The sequence below is a fragment of the Actinoplanes nipponensis genome (assembly GCF_016862275.1).
Taxonomy (GTDB): Bacteria; Actinomycetota; Actinomycetes; order Mycobacteriales; family Micromonosporaceae; genus Actinoplanes; species Actinoplanes nipponensis.
Genome location: NZ_BOMQ01000004.1, coordinates 78,944 through 92,804 on the forward strand (window position 1 = coordinate 78,944; position 13,861 = coordinate 92,804).

The following is a 13,861-nucleotide window of genomic DNA, read 5'->3' on the forward strand; positions in this document are numbered from 1 at the left end:
TGCCCCGGACCACCAGGTCCGGGGCACCGCCTCGTCCGGACCTCAGTCGTCCGAGCCGTGGTCGTCGTGGTCGTCGTGGCCGTCGGTGGCGTCGTCGTCGGCCCCGCTCTCGTGCCGCAGCACCGCGCCGGTGGCCCGGTCCACGTCGATCTCATGCTCGGTTGCGCCGGAGCGGACCTCGACGTCCCAGACCGCGCGGCCGTGCTCGGCCTCCCGCTCGACGTCGGTCACCCGGCCACCCCCGGCGGCCCGGATCGCGATGGCCTTCGCATCCTCCAGCCCGATGGCATCCGCCGACGACGCCGACGAAGCCGACGAAGCCGACGACGCCGACGAAGCCGACGACGCCGACGACGCCGACGACGCCGACGACGCCGAGGAGGAGGAAGCCGAGGAGGAGGGGGAAGCGGAGGACGAGGGCGAAGCCACCGCCGGCCGCGCGGGGTCGTCGCTGCCGGCCGCCAGTGCGGTGCCACCGACGGCGAGCGCGGCGACGGCGCCGGCGGCGAGGGCGGAAGCGGTGCGGAGCCTGATCATGGAAACCTCCGGTGTCGGGAACGGAACACCGTCAGGTTCGCGCCCGGCGGGCTATGGCCGCGCTGTGTGACCGCTAAGGCCGGGTTAAACAGCCTCGCCGGCGACGACAAGCTCTACGGCCTGGCCGGCCCCGACACACTCACCGCCGGCGGCGGGCACGACACCGTCGTCGACTGACGGTTCAGCCGGGGGACACCGGCCGCGCCCCGGCGAGTTCCAGCCGCACCTCGGCGCCACCGCCCGCGGCGGCCCGTACCCGCAGCGAGCCGCCCCCGGACTCGGCCGCCCGGCGGGCGATGTCCAACCCCAGCCCGGTGGAGCCGGTGCCCGACGCGCCCCGGCGCAGCGCCTCCGCCGGGAAGCCGGGCCCGGAGTCCGAGACGGTCAGCACCGCGCCGCCGCCCGGCCGCGGCACCAGCGAGACGGCCAGCGCCGTGCCGTCCGGGGTGTGCGCGAAGACGTTGCCCAGCAGCGCGTCCAGGGCCGCGGCCAGGTCGTCGGCGGGCAGGGCCACGGGCAGCGGCGCCGCCGGGAGCTCCCGGCGTACCTCCCGGTCGGTGTCCTCGGCCAGCACGGCCCAGAAGGCCACCCGGTCCGCGACCACCGCCGTCGCGTCGGCCCCGGCCGCGCGGTCGCCGCCGCGCCGGCGGGCCTGCCGGATCACGGCCGTGACGGCCCGCTCGATGCTGTCCGCGGCGGCGGAGACCCGGGCCGCCTCGTCCTCGTCGCGCAGCGCCTCGGCCTCCAGCCGCAGCGCGGTCAGCGGCGTGCGCAGCCGGTGCGACAGGTCGGCGACCTGTTCGCGTTCCTCGCGCAGCAGTTCCTGGATGCGGCCGGCGAGGTGGTTCAGGGCGAGCGCCACCTCGCGGACCTCCGGCGGGCCGGACGGGCCGGCCCGGGCGGTCAGCTCGGCGCGGGCCAGCCGGTGCGAGACCGCGGACAGGTCGGCGATGGGCGCCACGATCGCGCGGGCCAGCCGGTCGGCCACCGCCAGCCCGAGCACGACCAGGGCCAGCCCCAGCCCGGCCAGCACCAGCCAGGACCGGGTGACCCCGGCGGTGAGCTGCCCGGCCGGCACCACGGTGCGCAGCACGTACGTCCCGCCGCCGCTGAGCACCGGCACCACGATCTCCCGGCCGGCCACGGTGTCCACGGTGAAGGAGCGGCCGTTGGCCTGGGCCAGCCGGACCGCCGGCGTGCGTTCGGCGGCCGCGCCCAGCGCCGGCCCGTCCGGCGGGAACACGCTGACCGGCAGCGGCAGCCCCTGCACGGTCAGGGCGAGCGACGCGGGGTCGCTGGTGCCGATCTGCGGCACGATCGTCTGCAGCACGTCGTTGGCCCGGCCGATCGCCCGGTCCTCGGTGACCTGGCGGATCAGCAGGGCCAGCGGCACCAGGAAGGCGATCAGCACCAGGCAGGTGGTCGAGGCGACCAGCAGACTCAGCCGCCGTCTCATGCCGGTCCGCTCAGCCGGACTCCCACCCCGCGGACCGTGTGCAGGTAGCGCGGCTGCTGGGCGGTCTCCCCGAGCTTGCGGCGCAACCAGGACAGGTGCACGTCCACGGTCTTGTCGGCGCCGCCGTACGGGACCTGCCACACCTCGGTGAGCAGCTCGCGCTTGCTCACCACCTGCCCGGCCCGGGTGGCCAGGTGGTGCAGCAGGTCGAACTCGCGCGGCGTCAGGTCGAGGCCGGCGCCGTCCAGGGTGGCCGTGCGCGCGCCCGCGTCGATGCGCAGCCCGCCGACGGTCAGCGCCGCCGGCTCGGCCCCCGCGCCCGGGCCGCGGCGCAGCACCGCCCGGATCCGGGCGTCGAGCTGCGCGGCGGTGAACGGCTTGACGATGTAGTCGTCGGCGCCCGCGTCCAGCACCCGGACGATCTCCGGCTCGTCGTCGCGCGCGGTCGCCACGATGACCGGCGTCGTGCTCACCGCGCGCAGCATCCGCAGCAGCTCCCGGCCGTCCAGGTCGGGCAGGCCGAGGTCGAGCACCACCAGGTCGGGCCGCTCGGCCAGGGCGGTCTGCAGGCCGGCCATCGCGGTGTGCGCGGCCGCCACGGCATGGCCACGCTCGCGCAGGGCGCGCAGCAGGGTGGTACGGATCGCCGCGTCGTCCTCGATCAACAGCAGGTGGGCCACTGCTGCACGGTAGCCCGGCGGCGGCCCCGCGACGGCGCTCTTAACCGTCCCTTAGCGTGCTCCGGGTCCCGCCTTAGCCTCCCGCGGGGCATAGTCGGTCGGGTGAATCGTCGCAATCTGCTGGTGGCCGTCGGCTGGCTCGGCGCGGCCGGGCTCGCCGTGCTGGTCGGCCTGGCCGCGATCAGCGTCATCGGCAACGGCCTCACCCAGCCGGAGACCCGCCCGCTGAGCGCCGCCGAGGTGGCCGACGAGCTGGCCCGGCAGGTCACGGTGTCGCCGTCGGCCGCGGTGGGCGCCGGGAGCCGGCCGGCGCCGACCTCCTCGCCCGCCGCGCCCACCGTCACCTTCCCCACCCGGGCGGGCACGGTGGTGGGCCGCTGCGCCGGCTCGCGTCCGGAGGTGGTCAGCATGTCGCCGCGGCAGGGCTACGAGCTGCACGAGCAGGACCGGGGGTGGCAGGACGACGACGCCGAGGGCGAGTTCCGCAGCCAGAGCGACGGCCGGGACCGGGTCAAGTTCGAGATCGTCTGCCGCGCCGGCCGGCCCGTGCTGGTCGCGGACGACTGACGTGGACCTGCTCATCGGCCTCGACGGCGCCGGCGCGAAGACGGCCGGGGTGTACCGGGCGCTGCGGGAAGCCATCGTGGACGGCCGGCTGCCCGCGGGGCACCGGCTGCCCGCCACCCGGGTGCTGGCGGCCGATCTGGGGGTGGCGCGCAACAGCGTCGCCACCGCGTACGAGCGGCTGGTGGCCGAGGGCTATCTGGTGTCGCGGGTCGGATCGGGCACGTACGTGGCGCCCGTGGCCGAGACGCCCGCGCCGCGCCAGGCCCCGGCGGACCCGCTGCGCCCGCGCGCCGGCTGGACCTTCGCGCCGCTGCCGACCGGCGCCGCCGGGCCCGCCCCGCGCTACGACTTCCGCCCCGGGGTGCCCGACGCCCGGCTGTTCCCCTTCGACACGTGGCGCCGGCTGGTCGCCGCCGAGCTGCGGCTGGGGGCCAACCAGCCCGGCGGGTACGCCGACCCGGCCGGTCACCCCGCGCTGCGGGCGGCGATCGCCCGCTACCTCGGCTACTCCCGGTCGGTGCGGGCCGGCGCGGACGACGTGCTCGTCACCAACGGCACCCAGCACGCCCTGGACCTGATCGGCCGCGTGCTGCTGCGGCCCGGGGACGTGGCGGTCGTCGAGGAGCCGGGCTACCCGCCCGCGCGGCGGTTGCTGGAGTCGCTTGGCGCGCGCGTGGTCGGCGTACCCGTGGACGAGCACGGCCTGGTGGTCGACGCCCTGCCCGGCGCCGCGCGGGTGGTCTATGCGACGCCGTCGCACCAGTTCCCGCTCGGCCGGCCGATGAGCCTGGCCCGGCGGCACGCCCTGCTGGAGTGGGCGCGGCGGCGGCCGGTGGCGATCGTGGAGGACGACTACGACAGCGAGTTCCGCTACTCCGCCCGCCCGCTGGAGCCGCTGCACAGCCTGGACTCCGCCGGGCGGGTGCTCTACGTGGGCACCTTCTCCAAGAGCATGCTGCCCAGCGTGCGGATCGGGTTCGTGCTGGCCCCGGCCGCGCTGTACCCGGCGCTGACCGCGGCGCGGCAGCTCGGTGACGGTTACGGGCAGGTCGCCGTGCAGGCGGCGCTGGCCCGGTTCATCGACGAGGGGCAGCTCGCCCGGCACGTGCGCCGGGCCGGCCGGGTGTACGCGGAGCGGCACGCGCGCATCGTCGCCGCCCTGGGGTCGTACGAGCAGCTGGAGGTCGTCCCGTCGGCGGCCGGGCTGCACGTCACCGCGCTGGCCGCCCGGTCCGCGCCGGTGGTGGCCGCGGCCGCCCGCCGGGGCGTGGCGCTGGACGACCTCGGCAGCTACGGCAGGGATTCGACGGGGTTCGTGTTCGGCTTCGGCGCGATCGACCCGGCGCTGCTGGACGAGGGGCTGGCGATCTTCGGCGCGGTCCTGAGCGAGACGTAGAGCACGGCGCCGGCCGCCACCACCAGGCTGAGCAGCGCGGGCGGGCCGTTGAGCACGAGCAGGCCGAGCACCGCGACGAAGGCGACGCCGGCCCCGCGCCGGGACCAGCCCGCCGGCAGCAGCTTGAGCGCCGCCGCCGTGCCGAGCACGTAGACCAGCGTGAAGCAGCCGGTGACCAGCAGCATCGCCGTGTGCAGGCTGAGCGGCAGGGCCACCGCGCACAGGCCGCCGACGGTGACGAACGCCAGCGACTTGCGCGGGGTGCCGACGGCCCGGGCCGGCAGCGCGCCGTCGCGGGCCAGGGCCACGCCGAGGGCGGACGCCCCGGCCAGGTAGGCGTTGACCGCCCCGATGGTGAGCAGCACGGCGACCACGGCGGTGAGTGGGCGCACCGGGCCGCCGATCCCGACGGCCAGCAGGTCGGCCAGCGGCGCCGGGCTGTCGCCCGCGGCCGGTCCCAGCACCAGCACGCTCGCCGCCGCCACGCCGAGGTAGAGGACACCGACGATGACGACGGCGGCGGCGGTGGCCCGGGGCACGTCCCGGCTCGGGTGCCGGTAGGCGCCGGACAGCGAGGACACCGCCTCCCAGCCGGCGAAGCCCCAGACCAGGATGGCCGCGGCGGCGCCGACGCCGGCCCAGCCGTGCGGCGCGAACGGCGTCAGGTTGGCCAGCCGGGCGTGCGGCAGCGCGGCCGCCACCGTGATCACCAGCAGGGCGGCGAGCGTCGCGGCCAGGTAGAGCTGCACCCGGCCGGAGATCCGCAGGCCGAACCAGTTCATGGTGAAGACGACCGCCATGACGAAGACGAAGGTGGCGACGACCGTGACCCGCCCGCCGCCCAGCACGTCGGCGACGTAGCCGCCGGCGAACGCGGCCGCCGGCGGGGCGCCCAGCGGCACGGCGAAGTAGAAGCACCAGCCCACGGCCGCGGCGGCGCGGGCGCCGAAGGCCAGCCGGACGTACGTGGACACGCCGCCGCCGTCCGGGTAGCGCCCGCCGAGCGCGGCGAAGGTCCAGGCCAGCGGCGCGGACAGCAGGATGAGGGCGAGCCAGGCCAGCAGCGAGGCGGGCCCGGCCAGCCCGGCGGCCAGCGCCGGCATCGAGATGACGCCGGTGCCCAGGACCGCGCCGACGCAGAGTGCGGTGCCTTGTGCGCGGGACAGCCCGCCGGAGGTGCTCATGAGATCACCGTAGGCAGGCGATTGGCCTCACGCCCGGGCCAATTCGGGGCTATCCGGAGGAGCCAATCAGAGGCCGATCCGGGCCGTGTTCAGCCGCTCGACCGCGGCCGGCGCGCCGGTCACCTCGACCTGGGCCACGCGTTGCCGGCCCGAGACGAACAGGGCCAGCTCGCCCGGCTCGCCGGTGAGCGTGACCACGGGCTCGCCGGCGCCGACCCGCAGCGTGCCGAAGCCGGGCGCCTCGATGCGGACCGGCAGGCCGGCCCGGCGCAGGGCCAGCCGGGCGGTGAGCTTGGTGGCGCTCCACAGCGCCCGCTGCTCGCCCGGCTCGAGCTCCCGCCGGGTGAAGCCGGGGGTGGCCCGGCGGACGTCCTCGTGGTGGATGAAGAACTCCACGGTGTTGCTCAGCGCGTCGACCAGCGGGTTGCTGACCGGGCTCCACCAGGGCGGCGTGCGCACCTCCTGGACGACCTGCGGGTACGGCTGCGCCGCCTTGGCCCGGCGCACGTGCTCGCCGTGGCCGGCCAGCGGCGGGATCAGCACGCCGATCATGGCGTCCGGCCGCCGGTCCCGGACCACCAGGTGGGCCGCGAGGTCGCGGGTGGTCCAGCCCTCGTTCACCGTGGGCCGGTCCGGGCCGACCTGCAGCAGCAGGTCCGCGAGCTGCCGGCGCTCCACGCGCGCGTAGTCGGTCATGCGCCGATGGTAGGCGCGCGCTGGTCGTTCCGCCCGGCGGCGGCGGGGCTGCGAACAGGTGTGCTCGTTGACACAATGTAAACCGGTGGCGTTTCACCGGTGGTTCGGCAGGATGGATCGGTAAGGCCGGATCAGCCGGCGAGGACTTACGTCTGGGCGGGGATCTTTGACCAGGAAGGCCAGCCGCGACGTGCTCGGCCGGGGCCTGCGCGTGCTCGGCCAGGCGATCCGGACCGAACCCCGGCTCTTCATCATCGGCACGATCGGCAGCAGCCTGTTCGGCCTGCTCGTCATCGCGAACTCGTACGTGGTGGGCTGGGTGATCGGCAACGTCGTGGTGCCCGCCTTCGCCGAGCGCCGCGCCGGCGCCGGCGAGCTCGCCCTCATCGCCGCCGTGTTCATCGGCATCGCCCTGCTGCGGGTGGCCAGCATCTTCGGCCGCCGCCTGGGCGCCGGCTTCATGCAGTTCCGGCTCCAGGCCCGGTACAGGCGCGCGGTGACCCGCCGCTACCTGGCCCTGCCGCCGGCCTGGCACCAGCGGCACGCCACCGGCACGCTGCTGTCGAACGCCAACTCCGACGTCGAGGCCGCCTTCGTGCCGATCGCGCCGCTGCCGTTCGCGGTCGGCACGATCGTGATGATCGCCGCCGCCCTGGTCTCGCTCTTCCTCACCGACTGGGTGCTCGCCATGGTCGGTGTCTGCCTCTTCCCGGCCCTGTTCGGGCTCAACCTGGTCTACTCGCGCCGGATGTCGCCGCGGCAGATCCGCGCCCAGCAGCTGCGCGGCAAGGTCAGCGCGGTCGCCCACGAGAGCTTCGACGGCGCGCTGGTGGTCAAGACCATGGGCCGCGAGGCGGACGAGTCGCAGCGCTTCGCCGTGCACGTCAGCGAGCTGCGCGACGCGCTCATCTCGGTGGGCCGGCTGCGCGGGCTGTTCGACCCGGTGATGGACAGCCTGCCCAGCGTCGGCACGCTGGCCGTGCTGCTGCTCGGCGCGTGGCGGCTGGAATCCGGCGCGATCACCGTCGCCGAGCTGGTCAGCGTCTCCTTCCTGTTCACCGTGCTGGCGTTCCCGGTGCGCGCGATCGGCTGGGTGGTCGCCGAGCTGCCGCGCAGCGTGGCCGGCTGGGAGCGGGTCCAGGCGGTGCTCGGCGCCGACGGCGACCTCACGTACGGCGCCACCGCGCCGGCGCGTACCGGCCCCGCGGAGCTGACCTTCGATCACGTGCACTTCTCGTACGGCGACGGCGCCGAGGTGCTGCACGACGTCTCGTTCACCGTCCCGGCCGGCCGGACCGTCGCGCTGGTCGGCGCCACCGGCTCGGGCAAGTCGACCATCGCCTCGCTGGCCGTGCGGCTGGTGGATCCCGACCGGGGCGCCGTCAGCGTCGACGGGGTCCCGCTGCCCGAGCTGAGCGTGCCCGCCCTGGCCTCGGCGGCGGCGCTCGTGCCGCAGGTGCCGTTCGTCTTCGACGACACCGTGCGCGGCAACGTGACGCTGGAGCGCGACGGGCTCAGCGACGCCGACGCCTGGTCCGCGCTGCGCCAGGCCCAGGCCGAGGGCTTCATCGCCGCGCTCCCCGCCGGGCTCGACACCGCCGTCGGCGAACGCGGCACGTCGCTGTCCGGCGGCCAGCGCCAGCGGCTCACCCTGGCCCGCGCCCTGGCCGGGCGGCCGCGGCTGCTGGTGCTGGACGACGCCACCAGCGCCGTCGACCCGCGGGTGGAGGCGGCCATCCTGGCCTCGCTGCGCGGGCACGACTCCGGGGCGTCGATCCTGGTGGTGGCGTACCGGCGGGCCACCATCGCGCTCGCCGACCAGGTCGTGTTCCTGGCCGACGGCCGGGTGGTGGCCACCGGCACCCACGCCGAGCTGCTCGCCACCGAGCCGGGCTACGTCGACCTGGTCACCGCCTACGAGCAGGCCGAGGCCGCTCGCGAAGAGGACAGCAGGATCATCGCGTGAGCACCGCCGTCCTGGACAAGCCCGAGGAGGGCACCCTCGCCACCGTCCGGCGCGGCATCGCGCTGTCGCCGGAACTGCGCCCCGGCCTGCTCGGCACGCTGGGGCTCGCGCTGGTCTCGATGTCCGGCCGGGTCGCCGTGCCGATCGCCATCCAGCAGGGCATCGACAAGGGCATCCGGGCGCCGGGCGGGCCGCGCCTGAGCGTGGTCGCGCTGATCGTCGGCCTGACCCTGTCCGCGCTGATCATCTCCACCGCCTGCGGTTACCTGATGACCCGCCGGCTGTTCACGGTGAGCGAGACCGCGCTGGGCGCCCTGCGCTCGCGCACCTTCCGGCACATCCACGACCTGTCGATGCTGCACCAGCAGTCGGAGCGGCGCGGCTCGCTGGTCTCCCGGGTCACCGGCGACGTCGACCAGATCACCCAGTTCCTGCAGACCGGTGGCGTGATGCTGCTGCTCACCTCCGGCCAGCTGGTGGTCACCACGATCGTCATGCTGATCTACTCCTGGCAGCTGACCCTGGTGGTGTTCGCCGCGTTCCTGCCGGCCGTGGTGATCATTCGGCTGTTCCAGAAGCGGCTGGCCGGCGTCTACCGGATCGTGCGCGAGCGCACCGGCACGATGCTCGGCGCGGTCGCCGAGAGCGTCGTCGGCGCGACCGTCATCCGCGCGTACGGCGTGGCCGGTCGCACCGGCAAGCGGCTGGACACCTCGATCGACAGCCTGCGGGTGGCGCAGCAGAAGGCCCTGCGGACCAGCGTGATCAGCTTCTCCACCGGGGAGATCGCGGCCGGGGTGGCGCTGGCCGCGGTGGTCGTGGTCGGCGTGCTGCTCGGCGCCGGGGGCGGGCTGAGCGTCGGCAAGCTGACCGCGTTCCTGTTCCTGGTCACCCTGTTCATCCAGCCGGTGCAGATCGCCACCGAGGTGCTCAACGAGGCGCAGAACGCCGTCGCCGGCTGGCGGCGGGTGCTCGACGTGCTCGACATCGAGCCGGACGTGGCGGACCCGGAGGCCGAGGGCGTCGAGCTGCCGCCCGGCCCGTTGTCGATCCGCTTCGCCGACGTGTCCTACCGCTACCCCGGCGGACCGGTCGTCCTGGCGGACGTGGATCTAAAGATCGCCCCGAAGACCCGGGTGGCCGTCGTGGGCGAGACCGGCAGCGGCAAGACCACCTTCGCCAAGCTGCTCACCCGGCTGATGGACCCGGCCGGCGGCCAGGTGCTGCTCTCCGGCACGCCGCTGACCTCGGTGCGTTTCACCTCGCTGCGCTCGCGGGTGGTGATGGTGCCGCAGGACGGCTTCCTGTTCGACGCCACGGTGGCGGAGAACATCCGCTTCGCGGTGCCCGAGATGACCGACGAGGACCTCGAGCTGGCGTTCCTCGAGCTGGGCCTGGGCGACTGGCTGGCCGGGCTCCCGCTCGGGCTGCAGACGCCGGTGGGCGAGCGCGGCGAGGCGCTCAGCGTGGGCGAGCGGCAGCTGGTCGCGCTGGTCCGGGCGTACGTGGCGGACCCCGACCTGCTGGTGCTGGACGAGGCGACCAGCGCGGTCGACCCGGCCACCGAGGTACGCCTGCAGCGCGCCCTCGACACCGTCACCCGTGGCCGCACCACCGTGGCGATCGCCCACCGGCTGTCCACCGCGCAGTCCGCCGACGAGGTGATCGTGGTGGACGCGGGCCGCGTGGTGCAACGCGGCCCGCACGCCACCCTGCTGCGGGACCCCGAGTCGATCTACGCCAAGCTCTACGCGTCCTGGCTGGAACAGACCCGCTGACGGCTACCGCGCGTAGAACTCGACGACCAGCTGCTCGTCGCAGACCACCGGCACCTCGGCGCGCAGCGGCTTGCGGATCACGATGGTGCGCAGCTCCTCGACCACCGTGGACAGATACGGCGCGGCCGGGCCGTCGAGGTGCGCGCCGGTGGCCGCGATCTGGAACGGCGGCTTCTGCCGGCTGCTCTCGCGGACCTCGACGACCTGCCCCGGCCTGAGCCGGTACGACGGCCGGTCGACCTTCTTGCCGTCGACCAGGAAGTGGCCGTGCGCGACGAGCTGGCGGGCCTGATAGATGGTGCGGGCCAGACCGGCGCGCTGCACGGTGGCGTCGAGGCGGCTCTCCAGCAGGGCGACCATGGTCTCGCCGGTCTTGCCCTGGCTGCGGTGCGCGTCGTCGTACGCCCGGCGCATCTGGGCCTCGCTGATGTTGTACTGGTGCCGCAGGCGCTGCTTCTCCAGCAGCCGGACCTGGTAGTCCGACGCCTTGCGCCGCCCCCGGCCGTGCATGCCGGGCGGGAACGGCCGCCGCTCGAAGTACTTGACGCACTTGCGGGTGAGCGGAATGCCGAGGGCCCGCGAGAGCCGGGCCTTGGGACGGGAGTTGTTCACGGGCGATCTCACTTCGACTGAAGGGTGTTGTACGGTTAGGCTAACCTTACTAAGGCAATCCTAACCGGTGCACCGGAGGTACCTGACATGCAGCCCACGCCCGCCGAGGTCGCCCGTACCCTGGCCGCCGGTCACCTGCCCGCCGACGCGCACATCGCGTGCCGCCAGGGTCCGTACCCGGTGCGGCACGTGACCGACAGCCAGGGCCGCGTGCTCCTGCTGGCCCCGCGCAACGGCGCGCTCACCACCGCGCTGCGCCCGGGTCCCGGCAACGACGACACCGCGCTGGTGCTCGACATCAGCGACGTGCCGCCGGTGGCCGGCGCGCCGTCGCTGGGCCGGGTGTGGGTGGCGGGCTGGGCCGTCGCGCTCACCGGCGAGCAGGCCCGCGAGGCCGCCCTGGACTACGCCGACACCGACCCGGCGCCGGACCTGCTCGACGTCGGCGACAGCCAGGTGCTGCACCGGATGGAGGTCGCCGAGGTGCGCTACGAGCGCAACGGCGTGCTGGTCGACGTCGACCCCGACGACTACGCGCTGGCCGCCCCGGATCCGCTGCGGACCATCGAGTTCGACCTGATCGCCGACCTGGCCGACCACCACCTCGACGAGATGGCCGGCTACGTGCGCCGCCAGCTGGGCCCGGCCGCCCGCCCCGGCGACCGGCCCGAGGTGGTCCGCCTGGACCGGTACGGCTTCGTGGTCCGCCTGGGTGACCGCTTCGCCCGGCTGGCCTTCCCGCGCCCGGTCACCGACCGCCACGACCTGGCCCACCTGCTGCACCCGGTGCTCTGCCACCGCTGCACGAGCGAGCGCGAGGCGGCGGCCTAGCTAGCCGTCGAGAAAGCCCGGCAGCTCGTCCACCAGGTAGCGCTGCACGGTCGGCCCGATCGCGGCCACCAGCCGCTCGGCCGGGGCCGAGGCCACCGGCTCGACCTTGAGCACGTAGCGGACGACCAGCAGCCCGGCGATCTGGGTGGCGACCAGCGCCGCCCGGACCGGCGCCTCCTTCTCGTCGATGTCCAGCGCCGCGATCGCCCGGCGCAGCACCTGGGTCACCACGAACTCCCGCATCAGCCGCGCGGTCCACTCGTTGCTCATCGCCGAGCGCGCCAGCGCCACCGCCGCGGACCCGGCCGGGGAGTCCCAGACGCCCAGCACCGTCGCCACGAGCCGCTCGCCGGCCTGCTCCCGGGGGCCGGCCATCGCCTTCGGGATCAGCTCGGCCGGGTCGATCGGGGCGTTCATGGCCGCCAGGAAAAGCTTCTCCTTGGTGCCGAAGTAGTGGTGGACCAGGGCCGGGTCGACCTGGGCCGCGGCGGCGATGGCGCGGATCGAGGCCTTGTCGTAGCCGGCCTCGGCGAACATGGTGCGGGCGGCCTCCAGGATGGACTGCTTGGTGTCCTGGTTGCCCGGGCGCCGCCCGCTCCGCCGTACCAAGAGCAACTCCTCGTCAGGGTGTGCGACGACGCAGCGTCGCGGCGGCCAGGACCAGGGCGACCAGCGCCGCGCCGGCCACCACGACGAGGTCGCGCCACATCGTGGTGGTGGGGTCGGCGTGCGCGCCCACCTGCATCAGCGCCTCCACCGCGTACGACAGCGGCAGCGCGTCCGAGACCGCCTGCAACCAGCCGGCCATCTGCGCGCGGGGCACGAACAGCCCGCACAGCAGCAGCTGGGGGATGACCACCACCGGTAGGAACTGTACGGCCTGGAACTCGGTGCGCGCGAAGGCGCTGCAGAACAGCCCCAGCGCCACCCCGAGCACCGCGTTGACCACGGCGATCACCACGACCAGCCCGGCGCCGCCGACGGTGTCCAGATCCAGCAGCAGGTACGCCGCGGCGACCGCGATGCCGGCCTGCATCGTCGCGGCCAGCCCGAACGCCAGGCCGTAGCCGAAGAGCAGGTCGAGCTTGCCGAGCGGGGTGGTGAGCAGCCGTTCCAGGGTGCCGGTGGTGCGTTCCCGCAGCATCGCGATGCTGGTCACCAGGAACATGATCACGAACGGGAAGATCCCGAGCATGATCAGGGCGATCCGGTCGAAGGTCGGGCCCGCGTTCTCGTACATGAAGAACAGCAACGTGAGCAGCACCGCCGGGACGACGGCGAGCAGCGCGACGGTACGCCGGTCGTGCCGCAACTGCCGCAGGATGCGCGCCGCGGTGGACAGAGTGATCCGCAGACTCATGCCGTCACCCGCTCGCTGTCGCGGATGAGGCGCAGGAACGCCTCCTCCAGGTCCTCGGTGCCGGCGGCCGTACGGATGGCCGCGGGGGAGTCGTCGCCGATCAGGCGTCCCTCGCGGATCAGCAGCAGCCGGTCGCAGCGGCCGGCCTCGTCCATCACGTGGCTCGAGACCAGCAGCGTGGTGCCGGCGGCGGCCAGGGCGTGGAACTTGGCCCACAGGTCCGCGCGCAGCACCGGGTCCTGCCCGACGGTGGGCTCGTCCAGCACCAGCAGCCGCGGCGTGCCGATCATCGCGCAGCCCAGCGAGGCCCGGCTGCGCTGGCCGCCGGAGAGGTTGCCGACCAGCTGACCGGCCGCGTCGGCCAGGCCGACGTCGGCGATCGCCCGGTCGGCCTCGGCCGCTCCCAGGCCGTACAGCGAGGCGAAGTAGCGGGCGTTCTCCCGGACGGAGAGGTCGGCGTAGATGCTGGGGGCCTGGGTGACGTAGCCGACCGTACGCCGCAGCTCGGCCGCCCCGGCCGGCCGGCCCAGCACCGTGACCGAGCCGGAGCGCACCACCTGCACCCCGACGATCGCCCGGATGAGCGTGGTCTTGCCGCTGCCGCTGGGGCCGAGCAGGCCCGTGACGCTGCCGGCCGCGACCCCGCAGGTGATCCCGTGCAACACGCGGCGGCCACCGCGGTCGACCACGAGGTCCGTGACCTCGATGGCATCGTTCATCGCATCCCCCTCGAACTCATCATGTGTTGAGTTCAACGCTAGATGAATTCCGTGGGCGGGGCAATCACGCGCCGCCAAG

Annotated in this window: 16 protein-coding genes; 7 read left to right on the forward strand and 9 right to left on the reverse strand. The window is 74.7% G+C overall.

All coding sequences use genetic code 11. The features are described from left to right. Window positions 1-42: 42 nt before the first annotated feature. Window positions 43-231: a PepSY domain-containing protein gene (locus Ani05nite_RS40750; protein ID WP_239129046.1), complete on the reverse strand. Its 189-nt coding sequence runs from the start codon at window positions 229-231 to the stop codon at window positions 43-45. 52 nt (window positions 232-283) lie between these two features. Between Ani05nite_RS40750 and Ani05nite_RS40755 the strand changes: the two genes are divergently transcribed. Continuing rightward, entirely contained in the window at window positions 284-607 is a 324-nt protein-coding gene (locus Ani05nite_RS40755; RefSeq protein WP_239129048.1) for a hypothetical protein, read from the forward strand. Further along, window positions 604-714 carry a hypothetical protein gene (locus tag Ani05nite_RS00600; RefSeq protein ID WP_203762693.1) on the forward strand — a complete coding sequence of 37 codons (111 nt, stop codon included), beginning with the start codon at window positions 604-606 and terminating at the stop codon, window positions 712-714. The genes Ani05nite_RS40755 and Ani05nite_RS00600 overlap by 4 nt, the downstream gene beginning before the upstream one ends. Before the next feature lie 4 nt (window positions 715-718). Here Ani05nite_RS00600 and Ani05nite_RS00605 read toward each other — a convergent pair whose 3' ends face one another. Further along, on the reverse strand, window positions 719-1,993 hold the full coding sequence (locus tag Ani05nite_RS00605; protein WP_203762696.1) for a sensor histidine kinase: 1,275 nt from the start codon (window positions 1,991-1,993) through the stop codon (window positions 719-721). Continuing rightward, a complete protein-coding gene (locus tag Ani05nite_RS00610) occupies window positions 1,990-2,673 on the reverse strand; it encodes a response regulator transcription factor (RefSeq protein WP_203762699.1) in 684 nt (227 codons plus the stop codon). The genes Ani05nite_RS00605 and Ani05nite_RS00610 overlap by 4 nt, the downstream gene beginning before the upstream one ends. Window positions 2,674-2,775: 102 nt before the next feature. Here Ani05nite_RS00610 and Ani05nite_RS00615 point away from each other — a divergent pair, with 102 nt between their 5' ends. Then, a complete protein-coding gene (locus tag Ani05nite_RS00615) occupies window positions 2,776-3,240 on the forward strand; it encodes a hypothetical protein (protein ID WP_203762702.1) in 465 nt (154 codons plus the stop codon). Between the two features lies 1 nt (window position 3,241). Next, complete coding sequence (pdxR, locus tag Ani05nite_RS00620; protein WP_203762705.1) at window positions 3,242-4,636, forward strand: MocR-like pyridoxine biosynthesis transcription factor PdxR; 1,395 nt, start codon at window positions 3,242-3,244, stop codon at window positions 4,634-4,636. Here the strand turns inward: pdxR and Ani05nite_RS00625 are convergent. Both Ani05nite_RS00625 and Ani05nite_RS00630 read right to left on the reverse strand, forming a co-directional pair. Next, window positions 4,531-5,820, reverse strand: a complete 1,290-nt coding sequence (locus Ani05nite_RS00625) for an APC family permease (protein WP_203762708.1) — start codon at window positions 5,818-5,820, stop codon at window positions 4,531-4,533. The genes pdxR and Ani05nite_RS00625 overlap by 106 nt on opposite strands. A gap of 66 nt (window positions 5,821-5,886) precedes the next feature. Then, window positions 5,887-6,516 (reverse strand): TIGR03085 family metal-binding protein, encoded by a 630-nt coding sequence (locus tag Ani05nite_RS00630; protein ID WP_203762711.1) that lies wholly within the window; start codon window positions 6,514-6,516, stop codon window positions 5,887-5,889. A 166-nt stretch (window positions 6,517-6,682) separates the two neighbouring features. Between Ani05nite_RS00630 and Ani05nite_RS00635 the strand changes: the two genes are divergently transcribed. Both Ani05nite_RS00635 and Ani05nite_RS00640 read left to right on the forward strand, forming a co-directional pair. Then, window positions 6,683-8,482 (forward strand): ABC transporter ATP-binding protein, encoded by a 1,800-nt coding sequence (locus tag Ani05nite_RS00635; RefSeq protein ID WP_239129050.1) that lies wholly within the window; start codon window positions 6,683-6,685, stop codon window positions 8,480-8,482. Further along, window positions 8,479-10,260, forward strand: a complete 1,782-nt coding sequence (locus Ani05nite_RS00640; RefSeq protein WP_203762714.1) for an ABC transporter ATP-binding protein — start codon at window positions 8,479-8,481, stop codon at window positions 10,258-10,260. The genes Ani05nite_RS00635 and Ani05nite_RS00640 overlap by 4 nt, the downstream gene beginning before the upstream one ends. A gap of 3 nt (window positions 10,261-10,263) precedes the next feature. Here the strand turns inward: Ani05nite_RS00640 and rpsD are convergent, their stop codons facing one another. Continuing rightward, window positions 10,264-10,872, reverse strand: a complete 609-nt coding sequence (rpsD, locus tag Ani05nite_RS00645; RefSeq protein ID WP_203762717.1) for a 30S ribosomal protein S4 — start codon at window positions 10,870-10,872, stop codon at window positions 10,264-10,266. A gap of 87 nt (window positions 10,873-10,959) precedes the next feature. On the opposite strand from rpsD, the gene Ani05nite_RS00650 reads away from it, so the two are divergent. Then, entirely contained in the window at window positions 10,960-11,703 is a 744-nt protein-coding gene (locus Ani05nite_RS00650) for a DUF2470 domain-containing protein (protein WP_203762720.1), read from the forward strand. On the opposite strand, the gene Ani05nite_RS00655 is transcribed toward Ani05nite_RS00650, so the two are convergent. The 3 genes from Ani05nite_RS00655 to Ani05nite_RS00665 are packed head-to-tail and all read right to left on the reverse strand — an operon-like array spanning window position 11,704 to window position 13,782. Beyond that, window positions 11,704-12,312 carry a TetR/AcrR family transcriptional regulator gene (locus tag Ani05nite_RS00655; protein ID WP_203762723.1) on the reverse strand — a complete coding sequence of 203 codons (609 nt, stop codon included), beginning with the start codon at window positions 12,310-12,312 and terminating at the stop codon, window positions 11,704-11,706. It lies immediately after the preceding gene. Window positions 12,313-12,325: 13 nt separating this feature from the next. Then, window positions 12,326-13,063 carry an ABC transporter permease gene (locus Ani05nite_RS00660; protein WP_203762726.1) on the reverse strand — a complete coding sequence of 246 codons (738 nt, stop codon included), beginning with the start codon at window positions 13,061-13,063 and terminating at the stop codon, window positions 12,326-12,328. Beyond that, the gene (locus Ani05nite_RS00665; RefSeq protein WP_203762729.1) at window positions 13,060-13,782 is read right to left on the reverse strand and encodes an ABC transporter ATP-binding protein; all 723 of its coding nucleotides are present in this window, start codon (window positions 13,780-13,782) and stop codon (window positions 13,060-13,062) included. Before Ani05nite_RS00665 ends, Ani05nite_RS00660 begins: the two co-directional genes overlap by 4 nt. Window positions 13,783-13,861: the final 79 nt, after the last annotated feature.

Bases quoted from the DNA above. Each gene is read 5' to 3' on its own strand.
- Ani05nite_RS00665 (WP_203762729.1), bottom strand. From the start codon at position 13,782: ATGAACGATGCCATCGAGGTCACGGACCTCGTGGTCGACCGCGGTGGC.
- Ani05nite_RS00650 (WP_203762720.1), top strand. From the start codon at position 10,960: ATGCAGCCCACGCCCGCCGAGGTCGCCCGTACCCTGGCCGCCGGTCAC.
- Ani05nite_RS00630 (WP_203762711.1), bottom strand. From the start codon at position 6,516: ATGACCGACTACGCGCGCGTGGAGCGCCGGCAGCTCGCGGACCTGCTG.
- Ani05nite_RS00605 (WP_203762696.1), bottom strand. From the start codon at position 1,993: ATGAGACGGCGGCTGAGTCTGCTGGTCGCCTCGACCACCTGCCTGGTG.
- Ani05nite_RS40755 (WP_239129048.1), top strand. From the start codon at position 284: ATGGCATCCGCCGACGACGCCGACGAAGCCGACGAAGCCGACGACGCC.
- Ani05nite_RS00625 (WP_203762708.1), bottom strand. From the start codon at position 5,820: ATGAGCACCTCCGGCGGGCTGTCCCGCGCACAAGGCACCGCACTCTGC.
- Ani05nite_RS00660 (WP_203762726.1), bottom strand. From the start codon at position 13,063: ATGAGTCTGCGGATCACTCTGTCCACCGCGGCGCGCATCCTGCGGCAG.